Genomic DNA, 19606 nt, shown 5'->3' with positions numbered 1-19606 from the left:
TAGGGGTCCGCGGCTGGATTGTCCGCAGGAAGGACTTGATGTCGGTTCCGCGGCCGACGCGCCCCACCGGTGGCGCTCCTAGGTTCACAGGACCGGCAACGGCATGTTGCTTCCCGCGACAGTGAGGACGGACAGCCCGCATGAATCAAGTGATCGAACTGGAGGGTGTGGCGAAGCGCTACGACAGCGCCGGCGCGCCGGCGCTCGGACCGCTCACGCTCAGCGTCGCCAAGGGTGAGGCCATTGCCGTGACGGGACCTTCCGGCAGCGGCAAGTCCACGCTGCTGAACCTCGTCGCCGGCCTGGACAAGCCGACCGAGGGCTCCGTGATCGTGGCCGGGCGACGGATCGACCGGCTGGGCGAGCACGCCCTCGCCACGTTCCGTCGCAAGCACATCGGCATGGCCTTCCAGTTCTTCAACCTCCTCGACGACCTCACCGTCATCGACAACATCCAGCTCCCTGCCCAGCTGACCGGGACCGGTCGGCGCGAGGCCGCGGCCCGCGCGGGTGAGCTGATGGAGATGCTGGGCATCCACAAGCACGCCCGCGCCTACCCGGGCCGGTTGTCGGGAGGTGAACGCCAGCGGGTCGGTGTCGCCCGCGCGTTGATCAACCGGCCCGAGCTGTTGCTCGCCGACGAGCCCACCGGTGCGCTGGACACCGCCTCGGGCCACGACGTCCGCGATCTGCTGATGGATCTGCACCGAGGTGGCCAGACCATCGTGCTGGTGACACATGACCTGGCGCTGGCGGAGGCGTGCGCGAGCCGCACGATTCGTCTGGTCGACGGTCACCTGGCCCTCGACACGTATGCGCAGGTCGTCCGGTGAGCCTGTTCGGTAACGGCGCGCTGGGCCGGGTCGTGCGCTCCGGGGTCGGCCGGCGGCGCGTGCAGACCGTAGTGATCGCCGTGGCCACGATGATGGCCGTGGCCTCGGCCGTGGTCGCCGGGGCGCTGATGGTCGCCGCGGCCGCGCCCTTCGACCACGCCTTCACCAAGCAGCAGGGCGCGCACATCACGGCAGAGTTCGATCCGGCCAAGGCGAGTGCGGCGCGGCTGGCGGAGACCGGAAGGCTGGAGGGCGTCACCGCGAGCGCGGGCCCGTACCCGTCCACGGTGTTCCGCCCAGTGGATCGGGCGGGCTCACCACTGCCGACGCTGACCCTGGTCGGGCGGCCCGGCCCGGACGGTGACGTCGACCGCGTGGAACTGAAGTCCGGCCGGTGGGCGCAGAAGCCGGGCGAGATCGTGCTCAGCTCGGCGTTCGAGGGGCCGGGCCTCGAGATCGGCTCCGCCCTCAAGACCGCGGACACCGCGAACGCCCCGGCCCTTTCGGTCGTCGGCTTCGCCGTGTCGAGCAGCAGGAGCGCCGACGCCTGGGCCACCCCAGCGCAGGTCGACGCGCTGGCGTCGCAGGGCAATCCCGTCACACGTCAGATGCTCTACCGCTTCGACTCGGCGGGCACGAAGGAGCGGATCCTCACCCACCGGGCGAGGCTCGCCGCCTCCGTGGAGTCCGGGGCGCTGCTCGGTACGCAGTCCTGGCTGGACACCAAGCGCGCCGCGGATCAGGGTGCGGCGGCGACCGTCCCATTCGTGATGGCTTTCGGCGTGCTCGGCATCGTGATGTCGGTGATCATCGTCAGCAGCGTGATCAGCGGTGCGGTCGGCACCAGTATGCGCAGGATCGGCATCCTCAAGGCCATCGGCTTCACTCCGCGCGAGGTCGTCCGTGCCTACGTGGCCCAGGCTCTCATTCCGGCCTGCGCCGGCATTGCCGTGGGAGTCCTGCTGGGCAACCTCCTGGCAGTGCCGATGCTGGCGGACACGGAGTCGCTGTACGGTGCCGTCTCGCTCTCGGTGGCCTGGTGGGTGGACATCGCGGTGCCGGCCGCCGCATTGCTCGTCGTAGGGCTCGCGGCGCTGATTCCCGCACGGCGGGCCGGAAAGCTGCACACGGTCGAGGCCATCGCGGTCGGCAGAGCGCCGCGTACGGGGCGAGGGCAGTGGGCGCACCGGGCGTTGGGGCTGCTGCCGCTGTCTCGGCCGGCGACCTACGGCCTCGCCACCCCCTTCACGCATCCGGTCCGTGCCCTCGCGATGCTGCTCGCCGTGGCGTTCGGCACGATCGCGGCGACCTTCGCGGTGGGGCTGACCTCGTCCCTGAGCGCGGTCGGCTCCTCGCAGGATCCCGAGAGCCGTGCCGCGGTCACGGTCACGACGGTCAGGCTGAACAACATCGCTCCCCCGCCGCCGCCTCCTGTCGGGGGCACCGAGGCAAGCCCGTCTCCCGTGAGCAGCGGCGTGGCCGGCACGCCCAAGCCCAGGGTCGCCGACCCGGTGAAAGTGCGGTCCGCCATCAAGTCCCAGGCCGGCTTGGAGTCGTACTACGGCAAGCTCCAGACCGAGGCCGCCGTGGCCGGGGTCTCCGGCTCGGTTCAGGTCAGCCTCTACGAAGGCGATTCGCGCGACGGCGGCTACGAGATGCTCTCCGGGCACTGGATCACCGGTAAGGGGCAGGTCGTGGTGCCCACGCGCTTCCTGGAGCGGACCAGCACCAAGGTCGGCGACACGGTGCGGTTGACCTACGAGAAGGAGAGCGTCGACCTGCGGATCGTGGGCGAGTCCTTCGACACCTCGGGCAATGAGCTGGAGATCCACGCGGAGATGGCCGACTTCCCATCGGCCGAGCCCAGTACGTTCCTCGTCGAGGTGAAGCCCGGCGTCTCCGCCGACGAGTACGCCCAGAAGCTCGCGGCGGTGGTGCAGCCGCTGGGCGGCGACGCCACGACCATCCCCCCGGCGGAGCACGAGGGCGTCATCCTCATCATGGACGCGATGGCACTGCTGTTCACCCTCATGCTGGTCTGCGTGGCCGGCCTCGGCATCCTCAACTCCGTCGTCCTCGACACCCGGGAACGCATCCATGACCTGGGAGTCTGCAAAGCGATCGGCATGACGCCGCGGCAGACAGTCAGCCTCGTCCTCGCCTCGGTGGCGGCGATCGGTGTGATCGGCGCCCTGATGGGCGTGCCGATCGGATACGTGCTGCACGGCCTCGTCATGCCGGTGATGGGGCGCGCCGTAGGTACGAGCATGCCGTCGTCGGTCCTCGATGTGTACTCGCCGGTTCAGCTGCTCCTGCTGGGGCTGGGCGGCGTCGTGCTCGCCCTGCTGGGCGCGCTGGTCCCGGCCGGCTGGGCGGCCAAGGCCGGTGCGGCAACAGCGCTGCGCACCGAGTAGCGTCAGGCGGAGCGCATGTCGCCGGGACAGTCCGCCAGGTCAAGGCGAAGCACGTGACCCTCACGCAACGTCATGCCCCATGGTCGTGGCGTGGAGGAACACCTGACCGTGGGGCGCGTGGCCGAGCCGGCCGGTGTGAGCGTCCGCCCGCTGCATCACTATGACGAGATCGGCCTCGTGCGGCCGTCAGCGCGAACCTCGGCCGGGCACCGGGTATTCGGCGGGCGACGTGGAGCGGCTGCGGGAGGTGCTTGCCTACCGGCGGCTGGGCTTCGGATTGCGCGAGATAGCGGATCTGGTCGACGACCCGGCCCACCGACGCGGTCGCGCACCTGCCCCGACTGCGCGGCCTGCTGCTGGAACAGCGCGACCGCGCTGCTGCCATGGTGACGGCCATCGACAGGGAACTGGAGGCGCGGGCGATGGGGGTCAGGACGACACCGGAGGAACAACTGAAAGTGCTTGAGCGCAGTTGTAGGACGCCATCGGGTCCGCTTACCCGGCGACGCGGCGCACCGAGCCGCGGATCGCCGCAAGGGTCCGGGATGCGCTCGGGGATGCACGGACGGCACTGAACGTCGGGGCCGGCACCGGCTCCTACGAGCCCCCGGGCCGCGACGTCACCGCGGTGGAAACCGTCTTCGGTCATGCGGGCGCAGCGTCCCGGGCGCTCGCCCTACCCGCCTGCTCCACCGGCACGGCCGGGGCCAAGCCCAGCACCGCCTCCCCGTCCCAGGCCGGAAAGTCAGCCGGCGCCGACCAGAACGCCGCCCCGCTGTCCTCGGCCGCGCTGCAGACGCGCCTGCTCGACGAGAGCGACCTCGGCAGCGGCTACCTGCGCCGGCCGGAGCGTCCGTCCCGACACGACGACGTAACCGTTGTCGGCTGTACGGCCCTGAGCGAGCTGGGCGGCGATGCGGCCACCGGGGGCTCGCTCGCATTCCCGCGCAAGGCGAAGGCCATCTTCACCTACACCGGAGGCAGCAACTCGGAGGTCACCGAGGAGCTGTACAGCGACACCGCCGAAAAGCTGTCGGACGGCATCGGCCGGATCTTCGACGCCATGACCGGCTGCCCCACCTATCGGGTCCTCGCCGGCGGCACCGCGTTCGACGTGGCCTCGCAGAAGCCGACCGCGCCCCACGAGGCCAACGGACCTGGAGCCGATACACCGCGCGGTGACTATGAACGGTGACCGCCGGAGGCCGGGACTCAGGCGACCGAAACCCTCCTCCCCCTCGACGACGTCGAACGCCGCCGCTCGCGCGCGGGACGGGGTCGGTGCGGAGGGTCTTTCGTCGCGGTTCGGGCCGGAGTCAGGGTCGGACTCCCGGACTTTGCCGGTGCGGCGTTGTGCTCGGGGCGGGGCTCGGGCTCGTGGTGGGGGTCGCGCTCGGAGGCGTGCCCGGGGTCGGGGAGGTGATCGCGGGCGGGACGGCCGGGGGGACGGGGCGCGGGTCGGCCGGTGCCGGGGCCAGCGTCAGATAGGCGATGCCGGCCACGGCCGCGGTCGCGAGGCCGGCCAGACCGGCGCGGCCGGCCTGCGACACCGGGCCTCGCCTCCACCACGGCCGCGGGCGGGCCGGGCGGGGCGGCGCGGCAGGACGCAGATCCCGTACGGTCACCGACTCCGCTCGGGCTGCGAGGGCCTGCCGGAGCCGGTGTTCCACGAGACGTTCGCGTTCCCCTTCGGCCGTCATACGCGTCCCTCCAGGATCTTTTCCAGTGCGTCCAGGGCGCGGCTGGCATTCGATTTGACGGCTCCCCGGCTGATCCCCAGGGTCTCGGCGATCTCCGCCTCGCTGAGGTCGGCCCAGTACCGCAGGACCAGGACCTGGCGGCGGCGTGGGGTGAGCATGCCCAGCGCGGTGAGCACCTCGCGGTGCGCCTCGTCCAGCACGACGTGTTCCTCGGCGGACGGGATGTCGGCGGGGGCCGGCGGCGTCCACGCGCGGACGGTCCGGCGGCGTCGCAGCACCGAACGGGAGGTGTTGACGACCGCCGTGCGCAGGTAGCCCAGCGCGTTGTCGACCTCGGTGATGTGCTCGCCATGGCGCCGGTAGAGGGCGGTGAAGGCGTCCTGGACGACGTCCTCGGCGGTGGCGAGGTCATCGACGAGGAGCACCGCGAGGCGGACCATGCCGAGGCGGTGCGCGTGGTAGAGGTCGGTGACGGTGGGAGGCCGGTGGGCCGCGGTGCCGTACGAGGGCGCGGGCGGCCGATGGCTCGCTGGGGGACGGTCGACGGGTGGGGCGGACCGGTCGCGGCGCAGCAACAGAGCGCGCAGTGCCGCGCGCACGCCCCGCCCACCGCCCGGCCGCATCCGGGGGAATCCGGGCGCGGCGGGGCGGAACGGCAGGGCGTGGTGCAGCACAGGGCTTCTCGGATCGAGCACGTCAGCGAAGAGCGCGCCGCCGTACGACGAACAGGGTCCCGGCCCCGAGCCCGACGAGCCCGAGGGCGCCGGCCCCGAGAGCGGCGTTGGTGGCGTTGTCGCCACCAGTATGCGCGAGCTCGGGGGTGGCGGAGGGCTGCGGGGCTCCGGGGGCACCGCTGGTGGCAGGCTCCGGCGTCGCGGACGGGGCGCCGCTGGTGGAAGGCTCCGGCGTGGCGGACGGGGCGCCGCTGGTGAGCGGAGCCGGTGCGGCGGACGGGGCGCCGCTGGTGAGCGGAGCCGGTGCGGCGGACGGTCCGGCGTTCGACGGGTCCCGGGTGACCGGTGACGAAGGTACCGGCGTGGCGCTCGGCGCGCCGCTGGTGACCGGGGCCGGCGCGGCGGACGGCGTGGCGCTCGGCCCGGCCGCCGCCCAGGCGGGTACGGCGGCGGCGACGATCGCGCCGGTGGCGGCGGCGATGACGACTGCGCGCTTCAGGTGGGGCACGGTGGTTCTCCCGACGTGGGTACGGGGGCGCGGGATCACGCCCCTTCATCCCGCACGACGTGCGAGTGCCCGGGAGGTTGCCGCCTTCCGTAAGAAATTTTCGAACAGCGGGCCCTCGGCTCGCACCCGTGCGTACGCGGCGGGCGTGGCCCCGGCCATGACCTCCCCCTATGGGCCGTCGCCCCAAAGGGCAGGCCGATCTTTGGCCCCCGGGACCGAGAGCCACACGCGGGTGTGCGGGTTGGCTTGGGTGCGTGGTCGGCGGATGTCGGTCATACGGTCCGGCCGGCCGGGCGCTGACCCGTGCTGCGACCGCGTCCTCCCCGGCCGGACCGGCCCTGCCTGAGGAACCTGAGAGGTGCTCGTGGACGACTTGGACGGCCTGGTGGGCGTCTGGGCCCTGGAGGGCTTCTCGGCCACACGCGCAGGGCTCACCACCCACCCGCTCGGCGAGCGGCCCGGCGGGATGCTGCTGTACACCGCCGACGGCTGGATGAGCGCCCTGCTGACGCCCGACCCCGAGGGCCACGCCGGCGTCCCCGACGCCCACCGTGCACCTGGAGGAACCGTCGCGTACGCCGGCCGCTGGGAGTCCACGGAGGGAGGGGCGGTGCTCCATCACGTCCGGTTCAGCCACTTCGGGCCGTGGGCGGGAGCGACCTTGGAGCGGGCCGTCCGCTTCCGGGCCGGGGGGCTGGAGCTGACGGGCCGTCACCAGCCGAGGTTCCCACTGGCTCCTGCGATGGCGCCGAGCCGATCCGGCACTGCGCCCCCGGCCCTGACGCCCGTGGCCGAACGCCCCGCCATGGACGACGAGTTCCGCCGGGGCTGATCACCAGATCCCTTGATCTCACTTCGATGCGGAGGTGTGCGCCATGCGCACAGCCAATGTCAATGACCGTCTGACGCTCGTGTTCGACGACGGCGTGGTGGACGTGGAGAAGGCCAGCGACGGCCTGTTCTCCTCCGACCCGCAGGCCGTCTTCGACCGCTGGCCGGAGTTCCGTGCCTGGGCGGATTCCACGGCTGTGGCCGGTCACGAGCGTGCCCCGTTCGACGCGCGGGACCTGGGCGCGCCCGTACCGCGTCCGCGGCAGGTCTTCGCCGTCGCCCTGAACTACTCCGACCATGTCGAGGAGTCGGCGGCCACGACGCCCGCCCAGCCGACTGTCTTCACCAAGTTCCCCACCTCACTGGCCGGCCCCCACGACACGATCGAGCTGCCCAGCACGCTCGTGGACTGGGAAGTGGAGCTGGTGGCGGTGATCGGGGTCAAGGCCCACCACGTGGCGGCCGAGGACGCGTGGCGGTACGTCGCCGGGCTCACCGCCGGCCAGGACCTGTCCGAGCGGCGCATCCAACTGGAAGGACCGGCACCGCAGTTCTCGCTCGGGAAGTCGTTCCCCGGGTTCAGCCCGACCGGACCTGTCATGGTCACCCCCGACGAGTTCGCGGATCCCGACGACCTGGCGCTCGGCTGCGCGCTGGGCGGGGAGACGATGCAGGAGTCCCGCACCAGCCGGATGATCTTCTCGGTGTCCGAGCAGATCGCCTGGATCTCGAGGATCTGCCCGCTGCTCCCCGGTGACCTGCTCTTCACCGGTACCCCTGCCGGTGTGGGCGGTGCACGCGACCCGCGCCGGTTCCTCTCCCCCGGCGAGGAACTGCGCAGCTGGATCGAAGGTGTCGGGGAGCTCCGCAACCCCCTGGTCGCCGGCTCGGCCTACCCGGACGGCCCGCACGGCCCCGACAGCCGCCACGACCGACACCCGCACCGGTAGTCGCCGACGGGCCACACAGCCACGCCTCATCCACACCGCGCACCGCCCCAACGCGCGCCCACCTTCCCCGCCCCCGTTCCGAGGAGCCCACCATGGCCCTGCACCGTCTCGCCCGCATCACCATGGGCGTCCCCGACGTCGACGCGACCGCGGCCTACTACGCCGACTTCGGCCTGACCGCCCTGGGCGACGGACGCTTCGCCTCCGCCGACGGCGGCGAGCAGCTGAAGATCGTCCACGCCGGCCGTCGCCGCCTGGAGGAACTGGTCGTCGGCACGGACGACGCCGACGACCTGGGCCGGATCGGCGCGGCCCTGGACCGGCTGGAGGTGCCGTTCATCCGCGACACGCACTCCCTGCGCGCGGTGGACCCCGGTACCGAGGTCACCGTCACCGTCGAGGTCCAGCCCCGCGTCGTCCAGACCGCCCCCGCCCCCGTCCCGTACAACGCGCCCGGCCGACCCGAACGCCCCGACGTGCGCGCCCCCGGCGTGCTCCGTGAGGGCGCCGTCCGTCCGCGCCGGCTGGGCCACGTCGTCCTCGGGTCGACGAACCAGGAGGCGTCCCAGCGGTTCTTCACGGAGGGACTCGGCTTCAAGGCAAGCGACCTGGTGCCCGGTGCCGCGTTCCTGCGCTGCTCGACCGACCATCACAACGTCCTCGTCCAGCAAGCCCCCATCGCCTTCCTGCACCACTCCTCCTGGCAGGTCGACGACGTGGACGAGGTCGGCCGCGGCGCCACCCGCATGCTGGAGGGCCACCCCGAGCGGCACGTGTGGGGACTGGGCCGCCACCACCTGGGATCCAACTTCTTCTGGTACCTCAAGGACCCGGCCGGCAACTTCTCGGAGTACTTCGCCGACATGGACTGCATCGTCGACGACCAGCTGTGGACGCCGCGCGTGTGGGAGGACGTCCGCGCGCTCTACAGCTGGGGCCCGCCCGTGCCGCCGTCCTTCCTCCACCCCGAAGACCTCGCCGCTCTCATGACCGGCGCCCACGACGCGAGCTGACGGGAGTACGAGACAACCATGCACCCCGACAACGACATGGGCGCAGCCATGACCTTCGAGTACGACGTCCTGGTCGTCGGCGCGGGGCCCGTGGGGCTCACCACCGCCATCCAGCTGGCCATGCGGGGCCGGCGGGTCGGTGTGGTCGAGCGCTGGCCGCAGCCCTACCCGCTGCCGCGCGCGGTGGTCTTCGACCACGAGATCGCCCGCATCCTCGCCTCACTCGGACTCGACGACGTCCTGCCGACGCTCAGCGAGCCCGCCGAGGACTACGAGTGGCGCAACGGCGAGGGCCAGACCCTGCTGCGCCTCGCCTTCGACGACACCAGCCACTCCGGCTGGCCGTTCATGAGCATCTTCACCCAGCCCCGTCTCGAAGCCGCCCTGGAGGAGCGGGCCCGCGCCCTGCCCGGCATCGACATCCTGCGCGGCTGGGAGGCCATGGAGCTGACCGAAGAGCCGACAGGCGTCGAATCGACCGTGGCCGCGAGCGCCGGTGACCGGCCGCTGCTGCGCGACGGCGTACGGGAGCACCGCACGTTGCGTGCCGCGTACGTCGTCGGCTGTGACGGCGCGAACAGCTTCGTACGCTCCCGTATGCGGACGGCGATGACGGACCTCGGTTTCCAGTACGACTGGCTCGTCCTCGACGTCGTCCCGCACGACCGGGACCGGGCGTGGTCCCCCCGTAACCTCCAGGTCTGTGATCCGGCACGGCCCAGCACCGTCGTCTCCGGAGGCCCCGGTCGGCGGCGGTGGGAGTTCATGCGGCTGCCCGGTGAGACGGTCGCCGAGCTCAACCGGGCCGAATCGGCCTGGAGGCTGCTCGAACCGTGGGACGTGCACCCCGGCAACGCCACCCTGGAACGGCACACCGTCTACACCTTTCAGGCCCGCTGGGCGGACACCTGGCGCGAAGGCCGGCTCCTGCTCGCCGGAGACGCCGCCCACCAGATGCCCCCCTTCGCCGGCCAGGGCATGTGCTCGGGCATCCGGGACGCCGCCAACCTCAGCTGGAAGCTCGATCTCGTCCTGTCCGGCCACGCGGACGAGGCACTGCTGGACACCTACACCACCGAACGCTCCCAGCACCTACGGCACGCCATCGAGCTCTCGGTGCACCTGGGCCGGATCATCTGTGAGCCGGACCCGGGCGCCGCCGCCGAGCGCGACGCTCAGATGCTCGCCGACCAGCGGGCCCGTCGCGATCCTCTGGCGGGCATGCCGCCGCAGACCCTCACCGGCGGACTCCTCTCGTGCCAGGCCGACGGCAGCCCGGCGGAACCGGCCGGTGAACTCGGCCGCCAGGGCCGGGTACGTTTCCGCGGCCGTACAGGGCTGTTCGACCAGGTGGTGGGTACGGGCCTCACCCTCCTGGCGGTCGAGGACCCGGGCCGTGTGCTGGACGCGGAAACGGTCGCATGGTGCGAGCTGGTCGGAATACGTCTCCTGAGGATCACCGACGACCCCGCGGCCGACGGCCGGTCCGATGTGGTGGACCTCGACGGCGCCTACCTTCCCCACCTGGACCGGGCCGGACGGCACGCCCTGCTGCTGCGCCCTGATCACTACGTCTTCGGCGCGGCGGCGCACATGCACGACGTGCCCGCCCTGGTGACCGCCCTCCGTGACGGACTCACCCTCGCCTCGCCCGTGCGGTGAGCCGGCCGGAGCCGCCGGCCGTCGGCGCCGCCGAAGGAGAACCGGACGTCACCGCCGATCGCCATGCAAGACACCTTCCTCGTACGCGCCCGCATCCGCGTACGGGCGTCCGGCCTGGCAGCCGGGCCGTTGAGCGGCTTGTAATGACAGGGCACGCGCGCGCCACCCGCGGACGCGCACCCCGACCACTCCCCACCCCGAGGGCACGGTTCATGACTCGACAGTGGCTCATGCGGCTTCAGCCGGACCAGCATCGGACGGTCGACCCGGCGATGCCGTCGACGGCCATCGCGAGTGCGGTGGAACTCCTGGGCTCGGGCCCGGCCCGGTGGGCGGTGCAGACCGCCGAGGCCATCGCGGGGGAGATCCTGGAGCAGGTCCCGGAGCACGGCGGCGGCCAGGGCCCGGTGACCACCCTGCGGCGGTCCACCGAGTCGGCCGTCCTGGCCGCTCTGCGGCTGCTCGTGTCGGAGTCCCCGCGCGGTATCGCCGCGCTGACCGGCGAAACACTGGAGGGGTGCCGTGAGTTCGCGCGCCGCGGGATCCCCCTCGACCAGGTGCTGCGGGGCGTACGGCTCGGGCACGCGCGGCTGGCGCACGACCTCGCCGCGGCGATCGAGGAACACGTCCCGGCCGACCGGCGCCTGGCGGAGGTGCGTCGGGTCAACGATCTGCTGTTCACCTACGCGGACAGCCACGCGAGCATGATGGCCGAGGAGTACATCGCCGAACGCGACCGCTGGCGCGGCAGCGACGAAGCCGCCCGCCGCGCGATCGTCGACGACGTGCTCGCCGGACGTCCGGTGGACGCGGTGACCGCGCTCCGGAGTCTGCACTACGACATCTCCCGCACCCACCTCGCCGCCGTCCTGTGGTGCGACGACACCGACAGCCGCACGCCCGTCGCGGAGCGACTGCACCGAACGGCCATGGCGATGACACGCTCCCTGGCAGCGGCCGGCATGCTGCTGATCCCCGCCGACAGCATGAGCGCCTGGGTCTGGTTCGCCGTCACCGACGAAGACTCCCCCGGCCGGGCAGGGCACCCGCGGGACCGGCTGGACCGGTCGCACGACGTGCGGGCGGCTCTCGGCCCGCCCGGAACCGGCCCGCAGGGCATGCGCCGAAGCCACCTGGGAGCCCTCCGGGCGGAGCGCGTCGCACGCCACTCAGGGCAATGGCTGTGTGACTACCAAGAGGTCCGCCTGGTGGCCCTGGCGACGGCTGATCCCGAACACGCCCAGTGGTTCGTCCAGGACGTCCTCGGCACCCTGGCCTCCGGCGGGGACAGGGTGCGGGAACTGCGGGAGACCTTGCGCGTCTACCTCGCCGAGGAACGCAGCCTGCGCACGGCCGCCGACCGTCTGCACGTGGCCCGCAACACCATCACCTACCGCGTCAAACGCGCCGAGGAACTGCTGCCCGCCGCCACCACGGCGGGCAACTCGCTCGAACTGCGCCTGGCACTGGAGATCGCCCAGCACCTCCCCCTGTGACGTGGGGGGGGCGACGGGCGCAGCGGGCGCTCGATTCCCCGTGCGGGGAGCCGCCGGCGCTACCCGCGACCCGGCCGGATGGTCCGCCTACTCGGTGCGTTTCCGCTTCTTGGCCTTGCGGCGCCGCGAGTTCGCGGCCTCCGACTTCGCGAGTTCCCGGCACCAGGGACACTCGTCGAGCAGATGTCCGTCAGTGAAATCTCCGGTCAGTCCCCGGGTTCCGGTGGACTCGGCCCGCATACCGGAGACGTACTCATCGTGTTCGCGGCGTTGCTGGTTCATGGCCAGCCCAACGCGGTCCACGACGATTCGTGCACGTTCCTGACCGAGCTGCCGTGGACCAGTGACAGGACGATCACAAACGGCCACGATTGTCGCATATACGACATGTTGATTGTCATTAACTGCGACCGGAAACTGGGACCGGACGCACTCCGTCCATCTGCCCGCACAAACAGCCGTGGGCCCCGGCGGAACGGAATCCGCCGGGGCCCACCGCCCAGGTACGTACGACCGACGCCGGCCGTCAGTCCGTGCCGGACTCCATCGCGGCGCGGTCCAGCATCGTCTCCTCGTCCGTGGCCTCGCCACGCGAGGCGATCGCCTCGGCGCCGCCCTGGTCCATGGCACCGATCAAGCCCGTCGCGGCCGCCTGAGCGGCGCCGATCGGCGTCGGGTGGGCGGTGCCGACCAGGCCGAGTCCCACGTACTGCTCGAGCCGGGCCCGCGAGTCCGCGATGTCCAGGTTCCGCATGGTGAGCTGGCCGATCCGGTCCACCGGGCCGAACGCCGAGTCCTCGGTCCGCTCCATCGAGAGCTTGTCCGGGTGGTAGCTGAGCGCGGGGCCCTGCGTGTCGAGGATCGAGTAGTCCTCGCCGCGCCGGAGCCGCAGGGTCACCTCGCCGGTGATCGCCGCGCCGACCCAGCGCTGCAGCGACTCACGCACCATCAGCGCCTGCGGGTCCAGCCAGCGGCCCTCGTAGAGCAGCCGGCCGAGCCGCCGGCCCTCGTTGTGGTACGCGGCCACGGTGTCCTCGTTGTGGATCGCGTTGACCAGGCGTTCGTAGACGATGTGCAGCAGCGCCATGCCGGGCGCCTCGTAGATGCCGCGGCTCTTGGCCTCGATCACCCGGTTCTCGATCTGGTCGGACATGCCCAGGCCGTGCCGGCCACCGATGGCGTTGGCCTCCATCACGAGGTCGACCGGGGAGGCGAACTCCTTGCCGTTGATGGTGACCGGGCGGCCCTGGTCGAAGCCGACCGTCACGTCCTCCGTGGCGATCTCCACCGACGGGTCCCAGAACCGCACGCCCATGATCGGCTCGACCGTCTCGATGCCGGTGTCGAGGTGCTCCAGGGTCTTGGCCTCGTGCGTGGCGCCCCAGATGTTGGCGTCGGTGGAGTACGCCTTCTCCGTCGAGTCCCGGTACGGCAGCCCGTGCGCGAGCAGCCACTCCGACATCTCCTTGCGGCCGCCGAGCTCGCTCACGAAGTCCGCGTCCAGCCAGGGCTTGTAGATCCGCAGGTGCGGGTTGGCGAGCAGTCCGTACCGGTAGAACCGCTCGATGTCGTTGCCCTTGAACGTGGAGCCGTCGCCCCAGATCTGCACCCCGTCCTCGAGCATGGCCCGCACCAGCAGCGTGCCGGTGACGGCGCGCCCCAGCGGCGTGGTGTTGAAGTAGGGGCGCCCGCCGGACTTGATGTGGAACGCGCCGCACGCGAGTGCCGCAAGGCCTTCCTCGACCAGCGCGGCACGGCAGTCGACCAGCCGGGTGATCTCGGCGCCGTACGCGGAGGCACGGCCGGGCACGGACGCGATGTCGGGCTCGTCGTACTGACCGATGTCGGCGGTGTACGTGCAGGGGACGGCGCCCTTGTCACGCATCCAGGCGACGGCGACGGAGGTGTCGAGCCCGCCGGAGAAGGCGATGCCGACGCGCTCGCCGGCGGGAAGGGAGGTGAGGACCTTGGACATGGCAAAATTATGCATCAATCCGTATGACCATGCAACGTCGACGGTGAGACGAGTACCGCCGGGGCCCGATCCCGGCCCGCCGACGGGGGCCCAACCAGGTCCGGCACTCGTTTCGAGCTGGTCGTTGAACACTCCGGGCCGCTCGCCCGTACTCCCCCCTGACAGGTCGACGCGTCGATCGGACGGGAACCCAAGGGGAGCGCATGAGCACAGTGGCACGGCGAACGGTGGTCTCGGCGGCGGGCGGTGCGGGGCTGGCGGTGGCGCTCGCCGCGTGCGGCGCCGGCGCGGACGGCAAGGCGGGCGCGGAAACGGACGGCAAGGCGGACGGGGGCACGTCCGGCGCTCCCCAGGACGCCGGCGCGCCGCTCGCGCGGACCGCGGACATCCCGGTGGGCGGCGGCAAGGTGCTCGCCGATCAGGGGGTGGTCATCACCCAGCCGACCGCCGGCGAGTTCAAGGCCTTCTCGTCGAAGTGCACCCACCAGGGCTGCGCCGTCAGCGGCGTCGGCGACGGGGTCATCACCTGCCCCTGCCACCAGAGCCTCTTCGACGTGTCGGACGGCAGCGTCAAGGGCGGACCCGCGACCGCTCCCCTGCCACCCACGCCGATCAAGGTGGAGGGGGACGCGATCACCCTCGCGTGACGCGCGGCAAGCCCTTCCAGCAGCTCAGCACCTCCTCGGTGGTGGTGATGGTGGAGACGAGCGCGAGCGTGTGGCGGATCATCGCGGGGGTGTAGTCGGCCGGCACTCCCGCGATGGCGTCAGCGGGCACGACCACGGTGTAGCCGAGGTTGACGGCGTCGAAGACCGCGTTGGGGATGGCGACGTTGGCCGAGACTCCGGTCACGACCAGGGTGCGGCAGCCGAGGTTGCGCAGCAGCGGGTCGACATCTGTCCCGGCGAGGGGCGACAGCCCGTGCAGCCGTCGTACGACGAGGTCCTCGTCCGCGACCTCGATCGGTTCGGCGATCCGTACCGCCGTGCTGCCGCTGTGTTGCTGCACGGGAAGCCGGGCGGCGGCCCGGAAGAGCCGGGCGTTGCGGTTGGCGCCCCGCCCGTCGGGCCGGCGCTCGGCGACCGCGTGCAGCACCTGCACCTCGGCCTCGTGCGCGGCCGCGACCAGCCGCGCCACGTTCCGCAGGGCTCCGGAGGAGCGGGCCACGGCGGCGAGTTCGGGCAGTGCGCTGTCCTGCCCGACGACACCCTGCTGGCACTCGACGGTGAGCAGCACCGTACCGGCCGGCGCGAGCTGCCCCCGGAGCTGTTCCCGCTGAGCGGCGCCGGCCATGTCTCCCCCTTGTTCCCGGCGCGATCACGTGCCGGCCCGGGCGGGCGAGGTTAGCCACTCTTGCCCCCGGAGGGAAGAGCCTCCATGATTTCTGACACATCATCAGAATCCTTGAAGGAGGCGGCCGATGACCGTCACACAACGCCGTGGACGCCGGATCATGATGACCCCGGCCGAGCTGGACGCCTTCCTCACCGAGCAGCGCACCTGCCGCGTCGCGACCGTCTCCGCCGACGGTCGGCCCCATGTCGGCGCGCTCTGGTTCGTCTGGGACGGCACCTCGCTCTGGCTGTACTCGATCACCCGCAGCCGCCGCTGGGCCCAGCTGCGCGCCGACCCCCGGATCGCGGTGGTGGTGGACGACGGCGAGGAGTACGGGGAGCTGCGCGGCGCGGAACTGTCGGGTACCGCGGCCTTCGTCGGCGAAGCTCCGCGCACGGGCGAGCCCTGCCCCGAACTCGACGTCCCGGAAAGGCTTTTCGCTGCCAAGAACTTCGGCCTGGAGGCCATGCCCCACGACGGCCGGCACGCGTGGCTGAAGCTGACTCCGACCGCGATCGCCTCCTGGGACTTCCGCAAACTGGCGCGCCTCTGAGAACGCCGGGCGGAGGGGGTCGCGCCGGACCGGGGTCGCTCACCCGATCCGCCGCTGCCGCTCAGCTGCTCAGCGAGGCGCCCGCCTCCCGCAGCGCCTCCACCGCCGCCCGGATGGACGGCCGACGAGCGGCGTCCGTGCGCCAGGTCGCGTAGATGTGCCGCCGCACCTTCTGCCGTACGGGCACGAAGGCGACGCCGTCCGGTGCGCGGCCGCGCCCGAGGCGAGGGGTCAGACAGATCCCGAGTCCGGCGGCGATCAGCACGAGCTGGGTGTGGTGCTCTCCGGCGCAGTGGGCGATACGTGGCTCGATGCCCTGCGAGCGCAGCGTGAAGATCAGCCAGTCGTGGCAGAACTCGCCCTCCGGCCAGGACACCCAGTCCTCGTCGCCGAAGTCCTCGAGGTCCACCTCGGCGCGCCCGGCCAGCGGGTGATCGACGGGCAGGGCGACGTCGGCGGCGTCGTCGAGGAGATGGACCCGCTGCAGACCGCCGGGGACCGGGGCGCGCTTGTTGCTCCAGTCCAGCACGATCGCGAGGTCGGCATCGCCCCGAAGCACCTCTCGGATGCCCTGTTCCGGTTCCATCTCGCTGGTGCGGACCCGTAGTTCGGGGTGGGCGGTGCGCAGCGCGCGGAGCGCACCGGGGAACAGCCCGCGGGCGGCCGTGGGAAACGCGGCGATCCGCACTTCGCCCACGACCTGGCCCCGCTGGGCCTCGATGTCGGACTGGGCGAGCTCCACCTGGGAGAGGATGCGCGCGGCGTGCTCGGCGAGGAGCAGTCCGGCGTCGGTGAGCCGCACGCCTCGTCCGTTCTTCGCGAGCAGTTGCTGGCCGATCTCCCGCTCCAGCTTGGACAGCTGCTGCGAGACGGCCGAGGTGGTGACATGCAGCCCGTCGGCCGCACCGCTGACCGAGCCGTGCCGCGCGACGGCGTCCAGCGTCCGCAGGCGCTCCAGATTCAACATGTAAGCAATACTAAGGGAACGCCTCCAAATAATCTCGCTTGTTCTACGAGATCGGAGCCGCCACTCTGTACGTCATGAGCTCCATCGCCCCGTTCCGGGCCCTCCCTCGCGCCGCCCGCCGCCCTCGCCGCACGCTGGACTGGCGCGTCCGCTTCGGCGTCCTCGCCCTGATCTGGGGCTTCAGCTTTCTGCTCATCAAGGTCGGCACGGAAGGGTTCGCCCCGTTCCAAGTGACGTTCGGCCGCCTGCTCTTCGGTACGGCGGTGCTCGCCGCCGTCATGGCGATCAAGCGTGAGCGGCTGCCGCGCGGCGCCCGGACGTGGCTCCATCTCACGGTCGCCGCGTTCCTCCTCAACGCGCTCCCGTTCTCGCTCTTCGCCTACTCCGAACTGACGATCCCCTCGACCCTCGCGGGTATCTGCAACGCGACGACGCCCCTGTGGGGCATGGCACTGTCCCTGGTCGCGCTCTCCGAGGACCGCCCGACGCGGGTGCGCGCGGCGGGTCTGGGCATCGGTTTCATCGGGGTCCTGACGGTGCTCGGCGCCTGGCAGGGTTTCTCGGGTCTCGACGTCACGGGCACGGCGATGGCGCTGCTCGCCTCGTTCAGTTACGCGGTGGGCTGGATCTACGTCCGACGCACGCTGTCGGGGACCGGCGCCTCCCACCTCTCCCTCGCCGGCTCCCAGGTGGGCCTTGCGACGCTGCAACTGGCCGTGGTGACCCCTCTGTTCACCTCGCTCCCGACCTCCGTCGAGATCGTTCCGCTGCTCGCCGTGATCGCGCTGGGGGCGTTGGGCACGGGGTACGCGATGCTGCTGCAGTACGGGGTCGTGGCCGAGGTGGGCCCGACGACGGCCTCGATGGTCACGTACTTCATTCCCGTCATCGCCACGACGGCGGGCGTCGCGCTCCTGGACGAACAGCTGACGTGGAACACCCCGATCGGCGCCGTCGTCGTCCTCGCGGGCGCCGCCCTCACCCAGACCCGCGGCCCTCGCCGCCGGTCGGGGGCAAGCCCGGCCGCCACGGGTACGGGAGCCCCGGCCGGGCCCTCCGGCCCTCGCCGCCCCGCCCCGGCAGGCCCGGCTCCCGCAGATCCCGCCGGTACGGAGCCGCCCGTGCCGACCCCCGCCGACCACCCCTTGGCCTCATCGACCTCACCGGCCGCGCCCGTCACGCCCGTGGCGTGCACCTCGGGCGCCAGGACGGGCCGCCCGTAAGAACAGCCGGGCCCGCCGCCCATGAGGACGACGAGGCCCTCCCTTCGATCCTCTGCCCGGCAGCACTCCCTGCCGGGCAGAGGCCCACGCGCCGTCCCCGACGGGCCCGCCCCCTCCCGCCCGCACCTCCCGCCTCAGCCGTAACTCCGCGCCGGCGCCGGCCCCGCCGCGCCCGCGACCGCGTCGGCCAGGGGCTCGATGTCGTCCATGGTCAGGCCGGAGACGGTCAGCCGGACGGCCGGCCCGGTGCTCATCCGGAAGCGGGCTCCCGGAGCCACCGCCCAGCCCGCGCCGAGGAGTCGCGCCACGGCCCCCGTCTCGTCGGCGACAGGCACCCATACGTTCATTCCGCTGCGCCCGTGCGCCTCCACCCCGCGTCGCTCAAGGGCGCGCACGAGCCCGTCGCGCCGCCGCGCGTAGGAGCCCGCGACGGCCGCCGCGTCCACCGCGCCCGTGGCCCACAGGTGTGCGACGGCACGCTGGAGCAGTCTGCTGACCCAGCCGGGCCCGAGCTGTTGGCGCCCCAGCACCCGGTCGAAGGTCTCCGCGTCCCCGGTCAGCGTGGCGATCCGCAGATCCGGTCCGTACGCCTTGGCGACCGAGCGGACCATCGCCCAGCGGTCGGTCACGCCGGCCAACGGGTGCAGCGGCAGGTCGACGATGCCGTGGCCGTGGTCGTCCTCGATGAGCAGCACGTCCGGGTGGGCGGCGAGGACGCGCCGCAGTTCCGCGGCGCGGCGAGCGGTCACCGCGGCGCCGGTCGGGTTCTGCGCCCGGTCGGTGACGATCACCGCCCGCGCCCCCTCCCGCAGCGCCCGCGTCACGTCGTCCGGCAGCGGCCCCTCGTCGTCGACCGCGACGGGCACCGGCCGGAGCCCGAGCGCCGGGACCAGGTCGAGCAGACTCCCCCACCCGGGGTCCTCGACGGCGACGCCGTCCCCCGGCCTGAGGTGAACGGCGAGGACCCGCTCGATGGCATCGAGCGACCCCGAGGTGACGGCGATCGGTCCGTCGGGCACCCCGTCAGCGTCCAGCGCGGCCCGCGCGAGCCGGGCGAACTCCTCGTCGACGGGCGCCTCCCCGTACATTCCGGGCCGCTCGGCGTCCCGCCGGGCCGCCTCCGCGAGCGCCGGACCCAGCGCCGGCAACAGCGCGGGGTCCGGGTTGCCCTGGCCGGCGTCCCGTACACCGGCCGGCGCCTCCACGCGGATCGACCCGCGGGCCGTGGTCGCGGGCCTCGGCCGCACGCGGCTGCCGCGCCGGCCGTCCGTCTCGATGACGCCGCGCTCGCGCAGGGTGCGGTACGCGGCCGCGACCGTATTGGGGTTCACCCCGAGCCCGACGGCCAACTCTCGCATCGGTGGCAGCAGTTGCCCCGGCTGCAGCTCACCCGCGGCCACGCCCCGCTCCACGCTCGCGGCGATCTCCGATGCGCGACGGCCTTCGATCCGATACTCTCCTAGCACAAACGA

Annotated in this window: 19 protein-coding genes; 12 read left to right on the top strand and 7 right to left on the bottom strand. The window is 72.3% G+C overall.

Translation table 11 applies throughout. The features are described 5' to 3' along the window. Positions 1 to 140 precede the first annotated feature (140 nt). From ABZY12_RS02780 to ABZY12_RS02765, 4 genes are all read left to right on the top strand, one after another. On the top strand, positions 141 to 833 hold the full coding sequence (locus ABZY12_RS02780) for an ABC transporter ATP-binding protein (RefSeq protein WP_356886381.1): 693 nt from the start codon (positions 141 to 143) through the stop codon (positions 831 to 833). Continuing rightward, the gene (locus ABZY12_RS02775) at positions 830 to 3247 is read left to right on the top strand and encodes an FtsX-like permease family protein (RefSeq protein WP_356886379.1); all 2418 of its coding nucleotides are present in this window, start codon (positions 830 to 832) and stop codon (positions 3245 to 3247) included. The genes ABZY12_RS02780 and ABZY12_RS02775 overlap by 4 nt, the downstream gene beginning before the upstream one ends. A gap of 72 nt (positions 3248 to 3319) precedes the next feature. Further along, positions 3320 to 3637 (top strand): MerR family DNA-binding transcriptional regulator, encoded by a 318-nt coding sequence (locus ABZY12_RS02770; RefSeq protein WP_356886377.1) that lies wholly within the window; start codon positions 3320 to 3322, stop codon positions 3635 to 3637. A gap of 238 nt (positions 3638 to 3875) precedes the next feature. Next, positions 3876 to 4442, top strand: coding sequence for a hypothetical protein (locus ABZY12_RS02765; RefSeq protein ID WP_356886375.1), 567 nt, complete (start codon positions 3876 to 3878; stop codon positions 4440 to 4442). A 501-nt stretch (positions 4443 to 4943) separates the two neighbouring features. On the opposite strand, the gene ABZY12_RS02760 is transcribed toward ABZY12_RS02765, so the two are convergent. Both ABZY12_RS02760 and ABZY12_RS02755 read right to left on the bottom strand, forming a co-directional pair. Then, positions 4944 to 5621 carry a SigE family RNA polymerase sigma factor gene (locus tag ABZY12_RS02760; RefSeq protein ID WP_356886373.1) on the bottom strand — a complete coding sequence of 226 codons (678 nt, stop codon included), beginning with the start codon at positions 5619 to 5621 and terminating at the stop codon, positions 4944 to 4946. A 22-nt stretch (positions 5622 to 5643) separates the two neighbouring features. Then, entirely contained in the window at positions 5644 to 6129 is a 486-nt protein-coding gene (locus ABZY12_RS02755) for an LPXTG cell wall anchor domain-containing protein (RefSeq protein ID WP_356886371.1), read from the bottom strand. Positions 6130 to 6493: 364 nt separating this feature from the next. On the opposite strand from ABZY12_RS02755, the gene ABZY12_RS02750 reads away from it, so the two are divergent. The 5 genes from ABZY12_RS02750 (at position 6494) to ABZY12_RS02730 (ending at position 12081) form a co-directional block, all read left to right on the top strand. Further along, positions 6494 to 6961, top strand: coding sequence for a lipocalin-like domain-containing protein (locus tag ABZY12_RS02750; protein ID WP_356886369.1), 468 nt, complete (start codon positions 6494 to 6496; stop codon positions 6959 to 6961). A gap of 43 nt (positions 6962 to 7004) precedes the next feature. Continuing rightward, entirely contained in the window at positions 7005 to 7910 is a 906-nt protein-coding gene (locus ABZY12_RS02745; protein WP_356886367.1) for a fumarylacetoacetate hydrolase family protein, read from the top strand. A gap of 92 nt (positions 7911 to 8002) precedes the next feature. Next, positions 8003 to 8923 (top strand): VOC family protein, encoded by a 921-nt coding sequence (locus ABZY12_RS02740; protein ID WP_356886365.1) that lies wholly within the window; start codon positions 8003 to 8005, stop codon positions 8921 to 8923. 18 nt (positions 8924 to 8941) lie between these two features. Then, complete coding sequence (locus ABZY12_RS02735; RefSeq protein ID WP_356886363.1) at positions 8942 to 10585, top strand: bifunctional 3-(3-hydroxy-phenyl)propionate/3-hydroxycinnamic acid hydroxylase; 1644 nt, start codon at positions 8942 to 8944, stop codon at positions 10583 to 10585. A 212-nt stretch (positions 10586 to 10797) separates the two neighbouring features. Continuing rightward, complete coding sequence (locus tag ABZY12_RS02730; protein WP_356886361.1) at positions 10798 to 12081, top strand: helix-turn-helix domain-containing protein; 1284 nt, start codon at positions 10798 to 10800, stop codon at positions 12079 to 12081. An 87-nt stretch (positions 12082 to 12168) separates the two neighbouring features. On the opposite strand, the gene ABZY12_RS02725 is transcribed toward ABZY12_RS02730, so the two are convergent. Next, positions 12169 to 12363 (bottom strand): hypothetical protein, encoded by a 195-nt coding sequence (locus ABZY12_RS02725; RefSeq protein ID WP_356886359.1) that lies wholly within the window; start codon positions 12361 to 12363, stop codon positions 12169 to 12171. 244 nt (positions 12364 to 12607) lie between these two features. Next, positions 12608 to 14056, bottom strand: a complete 1449-nt coding sequence (gene argG / locus ABZY12_RS02720) for an argininosuccinate synthase (RefSeq protein WP_356886357.1) — start codon at positions 14054 to 14056, stop codon at positions 12608 to 12610. 203 nt (positions 14057 to 14259) lie between these two features. Between argG and ABZY12_RS02715 the strand changes: the two genes are divergently transcribed. Then, positions 14260 to 14703, top strand: a complete 444-nt coding sequence (locus ABZY12_RS02715; RefSeq protein ID WP_356886355.1) for a Rieske (2Fe-2S) protein — start codon at positions 14260 to 14262, stop codon at positions 14701 to 14703. Here ABZY12_RS02715 and ABZY12_RS02710 read toward each other — a convergent pair. After that, the gene (locus ABZY12_RS02710) at positions 14690 to 15349 is read right to left on the bottom strand and encodes a cysteine hydrolase (RefSeq protein WP_356886353.1); all 660 of its coding nucleotides are present in this window, start codon (positions 15347 to 15349) and stop codon (positions 14690 to 14692) included. The two genes, ABZY12_RS02715 and ABZY12_RS02710, sit on opposite strands and share 14 nt — an antisense overlap. Before the next feature lie 127 nt (positions 15350 to 15476). Between ABZY12_RS02710 and ABZY12_RS02705 the strand changes: the two genes are divergently transcribed. Further along, positions 15477 to 15944, top strand: coding sequence for a pyridoxamine 5'-phosphate oxidase family protein (locus tag ABZY12_RS02705; protein WP_356886351.1), 468 nt, complete (start codon positions 15477 to 15479; stop codon positions 15942 to 15944). 61 nt (positions 15945 to 16005) lie between these two features. Here the strand turns inward: ABZY12_RS02705 and ABZY12_RS02700 are convergent, their stop codons facing one another. Then, positions 16006 to 16911 (bottom strand): LysR family transcriptional regulator, encoded by a 906-nt coding sequence (locus tag ABZY12_RS02700; protein WP_356886349.1) that lies wholly within the window; start codon positions 16909 to 16911, stop codon positions 16006 to 16008. A 74-nt stretch (positions 16912 to 16985) separates the two neighbouring features. Here ABZY12_RS02700 and ABZY12_RS02695 point away from each other — a divergent pair, with 74 nt between their 5' ends. Continuing rightward, entirely contained in the window at positions 16986 to 18134 is a 1149-nt protein-coding gene (locus ABZY12_RS02695; RefSeq protein ID WP_356886347.1) for a DMT family transporter, read from the top strand. 134 nt (positions 18135 to 18268) lie between these two features. On the opposite strand, the gene ABZY12_RS02690 is transcribed toward ABZY12_RS02695, so the two are convergent. Next, positions 18269 to 19600: an aminotransferase class I/II-fold pyridoxal phosphate-dependent enzyme gene (locus tag ABZY12_RS02690; RefSeq protein ID WP_356886345.1), complete on the bottom strand. Its 1332-nt coding sequence runs from the start codon at positions 19598 to 19600 to the stop codon at positions 18269 to 18271. Between the last annotated feature and the right edge of the window lie 6 nt (positions 19601 to 19606).

The sequence above is a fragment of the Streptomyces sp. NPDC006551 genome, from assembly GCF_040611675.1.
In the GTDB taxonomy this organism is placed as follows: Bacteria; Actinomycetota; Actinomycetes; order Streptomycetales; family Streptomycetaceae; genus Streptomyces.
Note: the sequence above shows the minus strand (reverse complement) of the source record. Positions and strands in the feature narration are given on the sequence as shown.

What these genes read in the sequence shown, in the direction of transcription:
- ABZY12_RS02780 (WP_356886381.1), top strand. Translation starts at nt 141, where the DNA reads ATGAATCAAGTGATCGAACTGGAGGGTGTGGCGAAGCGCTACGACAGC.
- ABZY12_RS02770 (WP_356886377.1), top strand. Translation starts at nt 3,320, where the DNA reads ATGCCCCATGGTCGTGGCGTGGAGGAACACCTGACCGTGGGGCGCGTG.
- ABZY12_RS02745 (WP_356886367.1), top strand. Translation starts at nt 7,005, where the DNA reads ATGCGCACAGCCAATGTCAATGACCGTCTGACGCTCGTGTTCGACGAC.
- ABZY12_RS02740 (WP_356886365.1), top strand. Translation starts at nt 8,003, where the DNA reads ATGGCCCTGCACCGTCTCGCCCGCATCACCATGGGCGTCCCCGACGTC.
- ABZY12_RS02735 (WP_356886363.1), top strand. Translation starts at nt 8,942, where the DNA reads ATGCACCCCGACAACGACATGGGCGCAGCCATGACCTTCGAGTACGAC.
- ABZY12_RS02730 (WP_356886361.1), top strand. Translation starts at nt 10,798, where the DNA reads ATGACTCGACAGTGGCTCATGCGGCTTCAGCCGGACCAGCATCGGACG.
- ABZY12_RS02725 (WP_356886359.1), bottom strand. Translation starts at nt 12,363, where the DNA reads ATGAACCAGCAACGCCGCGAACACGATGAGTACGTCTCCGGTATGCGG.
- argG (WP_356886357.1), bottom strand. Translation starts at nt 14,056, where the DNA reads ATGTCCAAGGTCCTCACCTCCCTTCCCGCCGGCGAGCGCGTCGGCATC.
- ABZY12_RS02715 (WP_356886355.1), top strand. Translation starts at nt 14,260, where the DNA reads ATGAGCACAGTGGCACGGCGAACGGTGGTCTCGGCGGCGGGCGGTGCG.
- ABZY12_RS02710 (WP_356886353.1), bottom strand. Translation starts at nt 15,349, where the DNA reads ATGGCCGGCGCCGCTCAGCGGGAACAGCTCCGGGGGCAGCTCGCGCCG.
- ABZY12_RS02705 (WP_356886351.1), top strand. Translation starts at nt 15,477, where the DNA reads ATGACCGTCACACAACGCCGTGGACGCCGGATCATGATGACCCCGGCC.
- ABZY12_RS02700 (WP_356886349.1), bottom strand. Translation starts at nt 16,911, where the DNA reads ATGTTGAATCTGGAGCGCCTGCGGACGCTGGACGCCGTCGCGCGGCAC.
- ABZY12_RS02695 (WP_356886347.1), top strand. Translation starts at nt 16,986, where the DNA reads ATGAGCTCCATCGCCCCGTTCCGGGCCCTCCCTCGCGCCGCCCGCCGC.